The sequence below is a fragment of the Geovibrio thiophilus genome (assembly GCF_004087915.1).
Lineage (GTDB): Bacteria > Chrysiogenota > Deferribacteres > Deferribacterales > Geovibrionaceae > Geovibrio > Geovibrio thiophilus.
In genome coordinates, this window is record NZ_CP035108.1 from 1,453,872 (window position 1) to 1,467,157 (window position 13,286).

Annotated in this window: 10 protein-coding genes; 4 read left to right on the forward strand and 6 right to left on the reverse strand. The window is 48.7% G+C overall.

Annotated elements, in window-relative coordinates:
- Positions 1-6: 6 nt before the first annotated feature.
- A complete protein-coding gene (locus EP073_RS06930; protein WP_128466427.1) occupies positions 7-465 on the forward strand; it encodes a universal stress protein in 459 nt (152 codons plus the stop codon).
- A gap of 138 nt (positions 466-603) precedes the next feature.
- The gene (locus tag EP073_RS06935; RefSeq protein WP_128466428.1) at positions 604-2,463 is read left to right on the forward strand and encodes a 5'-nucleotidase C-terminal domain-containing protein; all 1,860 of its coding nucleotides are present in this window, start codon (positions 604-606) and stop codon (positions 2,461-2,463) included.
- Between the two features lie 40 nt (positions 2,464-2,503).
- Here EP073_RS06935 and EP073_RS06940 read toward each other — a convergent pair whose 3' ends face one another.
- The 3 genes from EP073_RS06940 to EP073_RS06950 form a co-directional block, all read right to left on the reverse strand.
- A complete protein-coding gene (locus EP073_RS06940; RefSeq protein WP_128466429.1) occupies positions 2,504-3,784 on the reverse strand; it encodes a pyridoxal phosphate-dependent aminotransferase in 1,281 nt (426 codons plus the stop codon).
- Positions 3,785-3,834: 50 nt separating this feature from the next.
- Positions 3,835-5,874: a TRAP transporter permease gene (locus EP073_RS06945; RefSeq protein WP_128466430.1), complete on the reverse strand. Its 2,040-nt coding sequence runs from the start codon at positions 5,872-5,874 to the stop codon at positions 3,835-3,837.
- Positions 5,875-5,938: 64 nt separating this feature from the next.
- Complete coding sequence (locus EP073_RS06950; protein WP_128466431.1) at positions 5,939-6,934, reverse strand: TAXI family TRAP transporter solute-binding subunit; 996 nt, start codon at positions 6,932-6,934, stop codon at positions 5,939-5,941.
- Between the two features lie 433 nt (positions 6,935-7,367).
- On the opposite strand from EP073_RS06950, the gene EP073_RS06955 reads away from it, so the two are divergent.
- Entirely contained in the window at positions 7,368-7,730 is a 363-nt protein-coding gene (locus tag EP073_RS06955) for a hypothetical protein (RefSeq protein WP_128466432.1), read from the forward strand.
- Positions 7,731-7,758: 28 nt separating this feature from the next.
- Positions 7,759-8,814 carry an S-methyl-5-thioribose-1-phosphate isomerase gene (gene mtnA, locus EP073_RS06960; protein ID WP_128466433.1) on the forward strand — a complete coding sequence of 352 codons (1,056 nt, stop codon included), beginning with the start codon at positions 7,759-7,761 and terminating at the stop codon, positions 8,812-8,814.
- A gap of 57 nt (positions 8,815-8,871) precedes the next feature.
- On the opposite strand, the gene EP073_RS06965 is transcribed toward mtnA, so the two are convergent.
- The 3 genes from EP073_RS06965 to EP073_RS06975 all read right to left on the reverse strand — a co-directional run bounded on the left by EP073_RS06965 (position 8,872) and on the right by EP073_RS06975 (position 13,237).
- The gene (locus EP073_RS06965) at positions 8,872-9,279 is read right to left on the reverse strand and encodes a CBS domain-containing protein (protein ID WP_128466434.1); all 408 of its coding nucleotides are present in this window, start codon (positions 9,277-9,279) and stop codon (positions 8,872-8,874) included.
- 11 nt (positions 9,280-9,290) lie between these two features.
- Positions 9,291-11,168, reverse strand: coding sequence for an acetate--CoA ligase (locus EP073_RS06970; RefSeq protein WP_128466435.1), 1,878 nt, complete (start codon positions 11,166-11,168; stop codon positions 9,291-9,293).
- Between the two features lie 149 nt (positions 11,169-11,317).
- Positions 11,318-13,237 (reverse strand): DUF294 nucleotidyltransferase-like domain-containing protein, encoded by a 1,920-nt coding sequence (locus EP073_RS06975; protein ID WP_128466436.1) that lies wholly within the window; start codon positions 13,235-13,237, stop codon positions 11,318-11,320.
- Between the last annotated feature and the right edge of the window lie 49 nt (positions 13,238-13,286).

The window sequence follows — 13,286 nt, forward strand, 5'->3', positions numbered from 1 at the left end:
TTTATTATGGAATATAAAAAAATACTGGTTATGACCGATTTTTCAAAGGACTCAAACCTTGCTGTGGAGACAGCGGCAGCGCTTGCCATGAAGTTCGGCGCTGAGCTCAGCGTTCTGCATGTAGCTCATGACGAGGCTCATTTCGATCTTTATGTATTTGAAAAGGAGCTTGATGCCATAAACAGGAAGATAATAGATGAGGCGGAAGCCTCCTTCTGCCGCCTTGAAGAGGAAGTTCCGCTTCTTAAGGAAGTTACATGGGACTCTCTTGTCAGAAGGGGTGTGCCTTATGAGGAAGGGCTGCACGAGATAGAGAGCAAGTCTTACGACCTGCTTGTTATAGGTTCTCACGGCAAAAGAGGCGTTAAACGCTTTCTTTACGGGACAACGGCGGAGAAGATGATCCGCAACTGCCCGGTGAGTGTGCATGTTACCAGACATGAATGCACGGGACTTAAAAAATAAAAAATCAGGCGGGGTGTCATACCCCGCTTTTTTCTCTCTGACATTCGGAACTTTTCTTTAACTTTAAGATAACAATTTTCAATATAATTACATGTAGCCTTCACTCAGCAATTAATTTGGAGGTTGCATTCTATGTTCATGAGGAACAGAAAAAAAATGCTTCTGACCGCTCTGGCGGTACTTTGTGCTGTGGTCATTACCGCATGCGGAAGCGGAAGCAGCAAAAAAGCCGAAGAGCACTCGCCTGTTTCTGTCAGGCTGATTCACACCAATGATCACCACTCATACCTTGACAGCGGAAGCTACGATCTCAAGATCGACAATATCACAACCAGAATGGAGCTGGGCGGATTCGCCCGCCTTGCAACCGTTATCAAGGAGAAAAGGAACGCTAACAGTATAGTTGTGAACAGCGGCGAGCTTGCCGGAACTCTGTACTTCTCTCTTTTTCACGGAGAGGTTGATTTCAAGGTGTTCAATGAACTCGGACTGGACAGCTACACCCTCGGGAATCACGAATTTGATGACGGTGACGAGCGTCTGGCGGAACTCATCGAAATGACAGATTTCCCCATTCTCTCCTCAAATATGCACCCTGAATCCGCAAGCCCTCTCTACAGAGTTAAAGACCGGATAAAACCTTATATAATCAAAGAGATAGACGGAGAGAAGGTAGGTATTATCGGCATATTGAAGGTCGAAAAAACCAAAAACTCCTCCATGGCTTCAGACAACATCACTTTTGATGATGAAATTGAATCTGCTAAGGCGAACGTGGCGGAGCTTGAGGCTCAGGGCATAAACAAGATCATCCTTGTGAGCCATGTAGGGTATTACAACGACATACTCTTCGCAAAAAATGTTCCCGGAATTGATATAATTGTCGGCGGGGATACCCATGACCTTCTCGGGGATACAGATGACCTCGCCGAAATAGGTCTCGCCCCTTCCTTCGGCAGCCAGACAGGTCCGTTTGACGGCTACACTCACGACGGATTCGAGAACGAAGATCTCGGCGCGTACCCCACAACTGTAACCGGAGCGGACGGCAAGCCTGTTCACATAGTTACCGCATGGTGCTACGCATACGGAGTCGGTGTTCTGGATATTGACTTCAACAAAGACGGCGTTGTGACAATGGTAAACGGCAGCATTATTCTCCCTGTGAGCGACGTTTTTCAGAGAGACGGCGGCTCCGGATTTGCCGAAGTCACCGCCGAAGTTAAGACTCAGATACTCGCAGCAATAGAAAGATCTCCGATACTCACTGTAGCGGCAGTCGATCAGACTATAGACGACATCATTGAACCCTATCGGGCTCAGAAGGATGCTTCTCTTAACGAAGTCATAGGCACTGTGACAGTGACTATGGACAATACGCGGGTTCCCACTGTCTTCACCGCCTCCCAGACTCCGACGGGAAGCTATGCGGCATGGGTTGTGGCTGAAGCCTTCAAAAACACCAACCATAAAATCGATGTGGCAATCCAGAACGCAGGCGGTGTGAGGACTCCTCTTATGTCAGGTCAGCTCACAGCAGGCGACGCCATAGCTGTTCTCCCGTTTTCAAATACTGTGGTAATGCTTGATATGAAAGGTTCCGATATAGTGCAGGTGCTAAACGAGGCGGCGTGGTATTCGATACATTCCGGCTCTTCCGGCGCTTTCCCTTATTCTTCGGGACTCCGCTACGATGTTAACCTCAGCGGGGACAACGTGAGCATTATTACAAATGTGGAAGTTCAGGATCGTGACACTGAGGCTTGGTCGAATATATCGGCGAATACTGTGTATACTGTGGCTACAAACTCATTTACAGCTCTCGGTAAGGACAACTATCTTTCCTTCGCCAGAGTGAGGGAGGATGATCCTACTATTTTCGAGGACACAAGCATACTCTACAGCGTGCCTCTGGTGGATTACCTGAAAGGTCTTCCAGCGCAGACTCTTCCACCGCTGGATATTTCGCTCTACTGTCTGAAATCTGTTACCAACTGATAAAATAAATAAGCCGGATGTTTTAACGTCCGGCTTATTTCTATTTCCCGAACCATACGCTCATGGCGTCAATGGCTTCCATTGTGTTTCCGCATCTCTTTCTGAGGAAATCTTCTCCGAGAACCGCTTCAGCGCCAAGTTCGGCTGATTCCTCTATTGCCGCCCCGCCGTCAAAGTCAACGTATGACAGACGAAGGGTGAGTTCGTCCGCAGGGCGCCCGAAGCAGCTTCCGGCAAGAGTGGCAACCCCTGTTTCCTCAAGAAGCCTTTCGCACATTTCAGCGGAGTCATGTATTCCCCGTGCAGACAGCTTATCCTTGAGCGGCGAGAAGTCCGGAAAAAGGTAGAATCCGCCGTCCGGTCTCACGAGTTCCGCTCCGGCATTTCTGAGGGTGTCAGCGCAGTATGCTCCGAGGGCTTTGAGCACTTTCCTTGAGTGAAAGAGGTAGGCATCTATCTCCTTATCAGGAGTGAACGCCTTCACTGCCGCATACTGAATCGGTGCGCTCACTGATGTGAAGGTTTCACTTGCGACAACTGCCATGGCATCGACTATTTTTCTGAGCCCCGTGGGAACAGCGAAGGTTCCGAGCCTCCATCCGCCTGCGCCGCACCATTTGCTGAGTCCGCCGGACACTATTGTGCCTTCGGGATAGAATTTGGCGATCGATACATGGCTTCCGTCATGGTTTACTTCGCCGTAAATCTCGTCCGAGAGTATCAGCACGCCGTATCTGCGGGCGGTTTCGGCGAGGGCATGAAGCTCATCCGCATTATATGAATAACCTGTGGGGTTGTTGGGATAGTTGAGGAGCAGGACTCTCGGTCTTGCGGGGTCTTTAGCGCACTCTGCCTCCAGTGTGTCCGGCGTGAGAAGCCATTTATTATCTCTTTCCGTATTAAGCCAGCATACTCTCCTTCCTGTCAGCGCTGCCTGAGGAGCGTAGGATACCCAGCTTGGTGAAGGGAGAAGGAGATCTGCATCGTACACAAGCTGAAGGATGAACATAAGCTCCTTTGAACCGGGACCTATGATTATATCATCCCATGTGAAGCCGAGCCCCTGAGCCCTGCCGTAGTACGCGGCAACTGCTTCTCTGAGTTCTTTCAGACCCCGCACCGGCAGATAATCCTTCTGGCGGGCATTATCCTTAAGCGCCTGTATCACAGGAGCCGCAACGGGGAAGGGCGACTGCCCCAGACCGAGCTTATAAACTTTTTTCCCCGCCAGTATCATCGCGTTGCTGCGTTCGTTTATGCCGAGGGTAGCCGAGACGGGCATGCTTTTTATCGTATCGCTTATGGGGAGAGGTTCTTTCATATTTCACCTGAAAAAAGTAAGGCGGGGTTTTCGCCCCGCCCGTGTTTTCTTTATGCAGTCTGTCTTCCCGCTCTGAACTTCTGTTCCAGATAAAGAAGTCCCATAACTCCGAGACCAATCAGGTAAACAAGGTATCTGCTGCTTTCGGGTATGTTCAGATACTCATTTATCGAGCCCGGATGGAAAAGTACAAGGCACGCAAACAGGAAGAAGGGTATTTCATACCACTTGTTCCTTGTTATATACCAGCCCTGAACGGCGCTTGTAAAGGCAAATGCTCCGCAGCATGCCATCACGAAAACCAAGATGCCCTGAGTCCAGCTGAAAATATCATGCAGGATAAGGTCAGTGTTGAATACGAAAAAGAACGGAATAATCGCCGTGCGCATGTCATACGCAAAGCCCTGAAGTCCGGTCTTTATGGGGTCGGAATCCGCTATTGCCGCCGCAGCGTACGCCGCAAGCCCCACAGGGGGAGTATCGTCCGCCAGTATGCCGAAATAGAAGCAGAAGAGGTGTGCCGCCATGAGCGGAACAACAAATCCGTACAAACCTCCCACCTCAACAATGATCGGCGCGGTGAGAGATGCCATGACTATGTATGTGGCGGTTGTCGGAAGCCCCATGCCGAGAAGAAGGCTGGCAATAGCTGTTATTATAAGAAGCAGGAATATGCTGCCTCCGGAAAGCTGCTCAACGATCATAGTGATCATGCCGCCGATGCCCATGTTCACAACACCGACTATGATGCCTGCGGATGCTGTGGCAAGGGCAACGGCAACCATGTTTCTGCTGCCCGCTATAAATCCCTGACACATTGTCATCACTGAATCGAAAAAGCCTTTGCCGAGTCCTATGGCTTTATCCTTCAGTCCGTTTCTTATCCCGCGCACAAGTATTATGGCGATAAGAACAATGATAGCGTTGAACGCCGCTTTTTCCGGCGAGTGACGGAGAACAACAAGCTCATAAACAAGCATGGCAATGGGGAGCATATAATGCAGACCGCCCTTAAGCGTGGCAAAAAAACCGGGTATCTCCTCTTTTGGAAGCCCCTTCATGCCGAGCTTGCTTGCTTCGAGATGTACAACGTAGAAAAGCGCCGTGTATGAAACAAAAGCCGGTATCGCAGCCGCTTTAACCACCTCAAGGTATGGTACATTGACGTACTCCGCTATGATGAAGGCGGCAGCGCCCATGATAGGGGGCATTATCTGCCCGTCCGTGCTGGCGGCAACTTCGATGGCAGCCGCTTTCTTGGCGGGGTAGCCGACTTTTTTCATGAGAGGTATAGTGAATGTTCCCGTTGTTACCACGTTGGCGATACTGGAACCGGAGACAAGTCCGGTGAGCCCGCTTGCGACTATTGCCGCTTTAGCCGGTCCGCCCTTGTATTTGCCGAGAAGAGAAAGTGCCAGATCGATAAAAAACTTGCCCGCTCCCGCTTTGTCAAGCATGGAGCCGAGAAGAACGAACAGATAAACTATAGAAGCGGAAACTCCGAGGGGGATTCCGTATATTCCTTCCGTGGAAAGTGAGATCTGGTTGAGATATTTATTAAGAGAAACACCCTTGAACGCCAGAACATCGGGCATGTGGGGTCCGAGGAAGGCGTAAGCTGTGAATGCGAGTGCTATCACTGTGAGTGCCGGTCCTATTGAGCGTCTTGTAGCTTCCAGCAGAAGCACAAGGATAGCGAGACCCGCTACAATGTCTATGGTAATCGGCGCACCCTGACGGGTAGCCAGCCCTTCCCACGCCAGCATGATGTAAAGCGCGGAAACGGCTCCGACTGCTGCCAGAGTGTAGTCCAGAATACTTATCTTATTTAATGATACTAGTTTTTTAAGCCATCCCGAGGGTTTTTTCACTATAGGGATGTTAAGAAAAAGAAGAACGATCGCAAATGCGAGGTGTATTGCCCTTGTTTTTGTGCTGTCAAGAATGAGCCAGCTTGCCAGTGAAAGCTGGAAGAGAGCCCATGCCACTGCTATGACGCCGATAAGAATGCGCTCAAATTTGCGGAGGTGCCTTATCTCCCCCGTTTCCTCTCGCAGAAACTCTTCTGCTGATTTAATTTTTCTGCTCATAGAAACCCCTTGAATAAAAAGAAAACCCGCCCCTGAGGGCGGATGCTCTTTAAAAATTTTTAGATTACTGGATAAGAGACTTGTCTATGAACTTATCGAGTCCCGCCTCTTTGTAGTACTTAAGCGCGCCGGGATGTATCGGAGCGGAAAGACCCTGAAGCAGTTCCTCTTTCTCAAGGTTTGCGAAAGCAGGGTGGATTTTCTTAAATTCTTCAAAGTTATCGAAAACCTCTTTGGTGATGGCGTAAACCACGTTAGCGTCCACATCTGCCGAGGTAACGAGAGTAGCCTTCACGCCCACGCTCTCAATATCTGTTTTATTAATTGCGGTGGGGTAGTCCTTAAGAGATATTTTAGCCTTCGCGTAGTATGGGTACTTGGCAATGAGCTTGTCAACGGGGGCGCCGGTTATGGGCACTATCATAACCTTGATTCTGCCTGAGGTAGCTTCCTTTATATTGCCGTTGGGGTGTCCCACTGTGTAGAAGAAAGCGTCAAGCCTTTCATCCTGAAGAAGACCGGGGGCTTCAACAGCTTTGATATATTCCGCTTTGAGGTCGCTTTCCTTAATCCCGAAGGCTTCAAAAAGGTCTTTGGAGTTCTGGAGCTGACCGGAACCGGGGTTGCCCACATTTACTCTTTTGTCTTTGAGGGTCATTATGTCTTTGATACCGCTTGCCTCTGAAGCAATGAGGGTGATTGTTTCGGGGTGAACGGAGAAAACGGATCTGAGTTTTTTCTGAGGTCCTTTGTCTTTCCATTCATCCTGTCCGTAGAATGCTTTATATTGAATGTCTGACTGGGCGATGCCGAACTCAAGGTCTCCTGCGAGGACGGCGTTGACGTTGTAAACTGAACCGCCTGTTGATTCAACAGTGGCTTTGATGCCGTATTCTTTTGACTTTGTGTTTACCATGCGGCTGATTGCTCCGCCTGTGGGATAGTAAACCCCGGTAACGCCGCCTGTACCTATCGTAACGAAAGTAGTTTTGGCGAAAGAAACGGGAACTGCTGCTGCGACTATGAAAAGAGCCGCAATAAGAACTGTAAGTTTCCTCATGCTTTTCCTCCTTTATTTGTCCCCGAGCCGCACCACAGAGTTTAGCTGTGCTGTAATCCGGTTCAGGGAATTACATACTGTTTAACTTATTGAGAAAAAAGGTAAGACCGCCGCAAAAAAGAACGGTCAAGAGGGAACAGGCGCAGGTCCGCAGCGCTCCCCTATATCTAAGAATAGCTGATTGCGCCTTTATGTGTCAACATTTTCCTTAAGATGGAAATAATAAAATAACCTTTAATTATCAATCATTATGCTTAATTTTTACTCACTCCCTCATATCATCGGTTAAATGTTAATCAGGTTTGACCTCCGGACAATCTGCGGGCTGTTCAGCGTAATTGAAAATATAAGCCTATTTATCAACGGACTGCTTGAATAGCTGTTATTTTAAGTGTAGTATTAAAAAATATAATTTTTTTCCGGTGTGTGGATAATGGGTCTGTTTGAAAGAGAAAAGCGTTCTCATCAGCGAACGCAGCTTCGTACTGAGTTTTTTATACGAAAGGAAGGTGAGGGCGAGTTGTTTGAATCCTTCAAGGTCGTGGACATATCAGAAAACGGCATGCGTGTCAAAGACAACGGAAAACTGAGAGGCTCGGCTGTTCTTGAAATCGGAACCTATGACAAGGTGAAAAATTTAGGAATCGGAGACGCGGGTGAGCACCCGGGGTACGATACTCTGTTTGTGGGGATCATGAAGGGGCGTGCCGTGTGGTTCGACGAGCACTGGACAGGCATAGAAATATATGAAATATCAAAAGAATGCGCCGAAAAGCTGCGCATGCTTGCCGATTAGGTTATTATAAATTTTCATCCGGTGAATAATGAATACTTCTTTTAAGCTGCCCGGAACCGTTGAATGGAAAAACGGTGAACTCTATTTCCTTGACCAAACCCTGCTCCCTCTTGAGATAATATCCGAGAAACAGGAAAACGCCGAACAGGTCTGGGACTCCATAAAAAGGCTCAAGGTCAGGGGGGCTCCGGCAATAGGCATAGCAGGGGCATACGGTCTTGCCGTAGGGATGAGGAATAAGCTTCGTCTTTCTGCGGACGGATTTCTGAAAGAGCTCGCCCGCTGCGCCGAATATCTTAATTCATCACGCCCTACCGCAGTTAACCTGAGCTGGGCGTTAAAGAGGATTGTCGGCAGAGTGAGCGAAAGCGGTCTGGACAGTGCGGAGGCGATGTACAGGCTCCTTGTGACCGAAGCGGAGCTCATACACGCCGAGGATCGCGCCATATGTGAGGGCATAGGCAGGCACGGCGCAGGACTGATTAAAGAAGAGGCAGGGGTGCTTACCCACTGTAACGCGGGCTCTCTTGCCACATCGGGTATAGGCACGGCAACCGCGCCGATGTATACAGCTCATGCTGAGGGGCGCAGGTTCAGGGTTTTTTCCGATGAGACACGACCGCTTCTTCAGGGCGCGCGACTTACGTCATGGGAGCTTCAGCGCGCAGGGCTCGATGTTACGCTGATATGCGACAATATGGCTGCCTCTGTAATGGCAAAGGGATGGATAAATCTTGTGATAGTCGGAACTGACAGGGTAACCGCCAACGGGGATGTCGCCAATAAAATAGGCACACTGGGTGTCGCTGTCATGGCGAAGCATTTCGGCATACCCTTCTATGTTGCCTGCCCTTCATCAACTGTGGATCTTGCCACCGCTTGCGGCGCTGATATTGAGATAGAAGAACGGGATGCCGAGGAAGTAACATCCTTCGGGGAGAGACGCACGGCACCCGAGAATATTAAGGTGTGTAATCCGGCTTTTGATGTAACGCCGAATGAACTGATAACCGGAATTATCACAGAGAAAGGCATTATAAAAGCTCCGTACGGAGAGACACTGGTAAGGCTGTTCGGAAAATAGAGCAGGCGCTGTTTTTCGGGACTGCCTATGACCGCAATCCCGAAATCTCTTATGATTTCAGCGTGAGAGAGCTTTCAGTACATCACCGAGAGAAACCAGCCCGATAAGTTCTTCGTTTTCTATTACTGGAAGACGATGGACATATTTTTCAAGCATGATCCTTGCCGCTTCCTTAACATCGGCATCAGGGCTCACGGTGTATCTCGGCTCAGACATAACCATGCGGACAGAATTGTCCGTAAGTTCTTTGATGTCGATGAGCGGAATGGCGTCCGCATCGTTAAGGATGTCGGGCAGCGCCATCATAACATCCGACTCACTGAAAACACCCACTATTTTGTTGCTGCTGTTAACAACAGGAAGACCCGAAATTTTGTTTGTTCTGAGGCGTAGAATAACCTCTTTTATCGTCTCGTCAGGTCTTGCGGTAACGACCTTTGTTGTCATTATGTCTCTGATCTTCAAATTAAACCCCTTTACATCTGCATTGCTATATCTTTAAGCAGATCGCGGAGAATTACCCCGTCGGGAGATTTCGGCAGTGTCCTTGTGAAACGTATTTCACTGGGCAGGGCGATTTCTCCGATTTCTTCAATAATCCGCTCTCTCAATTCTCTGACAGTGGTGTCGTGGTAACTTTCGTCTATCTCTTTTTTAAGAACGCAGAACGCAATAAGGGCATCCCCGCGTTTCTCATCGGGAATGCTGACCACGGCGCAATCTTCAACATTGTCGTGTGTTTTTATCGCTTCTTCAATCTCAATCAAGCTGAGCCTTTTACCGCCCAGATGGAGAACATCGTCCAGCCTGCCTTTGAGGGTGAGATAACCCTCTGAATTGATTTCGGCGGAGTCTCCTGTTTTGAAGAATACATTATTATTATAAGATTTCCAGTAAATTTTTTTATAAGTGTCATAGGAATTATTTATAGTTCTGCATAGTGAAGGCATAGGCTTGTCCAGAACCAGAGCGCCCTGAGTGCCCGGTTCGGGGAGAATTTCACCGCTGGCGCTGTTTATAATTTTCACAGACACTCCGGGAAGGGGCTTTGCCACTGTACCCGGGCGGCATTCCTCATAACCGGGTATGGCTGACGCAATAGCGCCTCCTGTCTCGGTAATAGAGTATATGTCGAAAAGGGCGGCGTTATAATTACCCAGCGCCTTTGCTGTCCATTCTCTCACATCGTCGGTCATTTTTTCACCGCCGGTGGCTATCAGCTCAAGGGTGTCCAGCTTCATATACTTTTTCTTTTTCTGCGATGCGTTCATAAGAGATTTCAATATCGACGGTCTGGTGTAGAGTTTGTTTACGCAGAATTTATCGCATATATCGTAAAATCTGTGTGCGTTGTCCATGTCTATGGTGTCTTCAAACACCAGAACAGTTTCACCCGCCATCAGCGGACCGTACACAAGGTAGGAGTGTCCGGTTATCCACGCTATGTCCGCCGTGCACCAGAAGGTATCCGTGTCCCGCGCGTCAAACATCAGCAGATAAGAGAAATACGCCCAAAGGAGATAGCCCGCGGTATGGAACACAAGGGCTTTGGGGTCTTTCATATTGGTCGAGGTATACAGCATGAACATCGGGTCTTCCGCCCGCGCGTATTCCTGTCCATGGTTTTTGGCTATGGAGTAGTGCTCATCGCTTATCAGATCATGGAACCAGATGTCTCTCAGCGGTTTCATGTGTACCCTTTTTGATACCCGCTCAACAACTATGCAGTACTGAGGCTGATGATCCGATATGATGAGGGCGTTGTCCAGTTTGCTTTTCAGGTTCTGATTGGCTGTTACCGTTCCGTCCGCCGTGATTATTACCTTCGGACGGCAGTCGTTTATTCTGTCCGCAAGAGAGTCTGTGGAGTAGCTTGTGTGATAAACAATGTGCACCGCGCCCAGTTTGACACAGGCGAGCATGGAAATGATAAGCTCGGGTATGTTCGGCAGATGCAGAAGAACTTTGTCCCCCTTTTTCAGTCCGAGTTTTTTCAGCGCGGAGGCGCATTTTATTATTTCGGAGTAAAGTGACTGGTATGTGTATACCATCTGAGCGTGGTCGGCGCCTTTCCATATTATAGCTGCTTTGTTTTTCTTCGTTGTCGTCAGGTGCTTACCCAGAATATTTTCAAGCGGGCAGAGGGTTCCGTTTTCGTAAAATCTCGGCGCTTGCTTCTCTCCCCAGTACAGGGAGGTGTATTCCTTTTCCCAAACAAGATATTTCTTCGCCAGATAATCATGGAGTTTTTCGTAGTCTCCGCTGAGGGAGCGTATTTTATCCATCTCTGCTTTATCAAGGGAATGTCTCTGAAAATTTTTGCAGTTTTCTGTCAGTCTGGAATAAACGGACATGTTCCACCTCTGTAATGCTGGAAAATAACACGTTTGTTTAAAAATGTACAAGGACAAAATATATATTTATTATGCCAATAGGCGTGTTGAGAATAAAATATGTAATTTTATGTTTTAAGCTGTGCTGTTAAAATGCCCATGTTCTGTTTTTATCGTCCTATTATTTTAGAGAAATACCTCTTTGTTGAATCCTGAAGCTTACTTGTCGCCTTAAACGCCTCTTTGAGAAGATCCGCCTCCTGCTCGCTCAGGGTGTCGGGATCCATGTAATGGCTGGGGCTCTCACCCTGTTCTATAAGGTTTATCTCATTCTGAAGACGCAGATAGGTAAATGACTCAAAGGCTGCCTTAAGGTTCTCAACGGTAGATTTGTTGAACAGCCTCCTTTCAAGGAGAACATCAAGCCTGTCAAGGGTTGTGACTGCGTGCACACCCTCCTGAAGAGTGAACATGCGGGCGCAGTCAACTATAAAGATGCTGCCGTTCTCCTTAAGGGATAGCTTGCCTTTGTGTTCCTTCTCGCCGGAGGTTATGAATCTGCCGATGAGATTCAGGGGAACCTTGTGCTTGAAATCCAGCTCCATCATCTGGAAAAGGAAAAGAGGGTTGGCTTTTATTTCCTGAAAAACGGTTTCCCTGAGGCTTGCGCACAGCGATTCCTCACCGATAATCGGCATGAAGTCGAAAAATATGGACGAATAGCGTACTCTCTGCGGTTCGGGCACACGTATCCACCTGCTTACTCTTTCCTTCCATTCCGAAAGCCGCCCGCGCCAGCTTGGGTTGTTCACCATCACCTTTCCGTTGCAGAGGTGATAGCCTATGTCCGCAAGCGCAGAAACCAGCCTTTCGGCGAAGGGGTCGAAGAATGCCTCCACCTGTTCATGGAGCTCCTCCGGATAGTCTTCAAATATGAAGCCGTTGTCCTGATCGGGTCCGAGGAGCATCTCCTTACGCCCTCCGCTGCCCATGATTATGAAGGTGTATTTTATCGGCGGAACACTGTGACCTTCTTTTACCATAGACTGAAGCACCACCTCAAAGCAGCGGCGTATTATGCTGTGGTGAATGTATGAGAGTATCTCCATTGTTTCCACATGGGAGCGGTTTTCGGCCAGAAGTATCTTGGCGACCTTGACTATTTCGCCTCTTATGCGGGTAAGCTCCTCAATCGTTTCCGCCTCTTTTGCGCTGCCCACGAGGAGCATTGATTTCTGGCTGCGGAACTTCATCAGATCCTGAATGGAGACTATGCCGACAATATTCTGCCCGTCAAGGATCGGCAGATGTCTTATGCTGTGGCGGAGCATGAAGGTTGCCGCTTCATACATATAAGTGTCCGGTGTCATGAAATAAGGTTCAGGAGTCATTACGTCTTTGGCTGTAAAATGCCTCAGGCAGTTTTCCGTGTCGGTGGCAAGCACCTTGCGCACCATGTCTCTCTCTGTGATGATGCCCGTCATCTTCCCCGTTCCGTCGCATACCACAAGGGCTGCTATGTCCTGCTCGGTCATCTTCATGGCTATTTCCCGCACAGAGGTTGAGAGGGAGCATGTTTCGACAGGTCTGGACATTATTTCAGTCAGGCGCTTCTGAAACGGGTAAGCCTCAATCTGCGCCATGGGGTCAAGGGATTTGTGCTCCGTCATTTCTCGATAGAGCTTTCTGATCTGCGAATAGATCGCTTTGCTGAAATAGTTCGATATTATAGGGTGCTGCTGGGCAAGACTGAGCAGCGGCTCTTTCGGAATAAGCAGACAATGAGTGGCTTCCGTGGTTTTTGCTCCGGCGGCATAGCTCTCGCTTGTGAATATGGGCGACCAGCCGAAGAATCCTCCGGATTTCCGGTAGTCAACAATCATCTCCACGCCTTCGCTTGTTTCCGCTGTTATTTCCACCTGACCTTTTTGAATGAAATAAAGATAACCGCTTGGCTCAGACTTCTGAGTGAAAATAACGACGCCGTCGGGGTAAACAACAGTTTCGGACAGCGCCTCAAGCTCATCCGCGGCTTTTGCGGGAATATGTTTAAAGGGCTCGCACTCGTAAAGTCTCTTAAGCTCGCTCATAGTATTACCCCGTGAATGAATGCTTTGAGTCATTATAACAAAAAAGTCT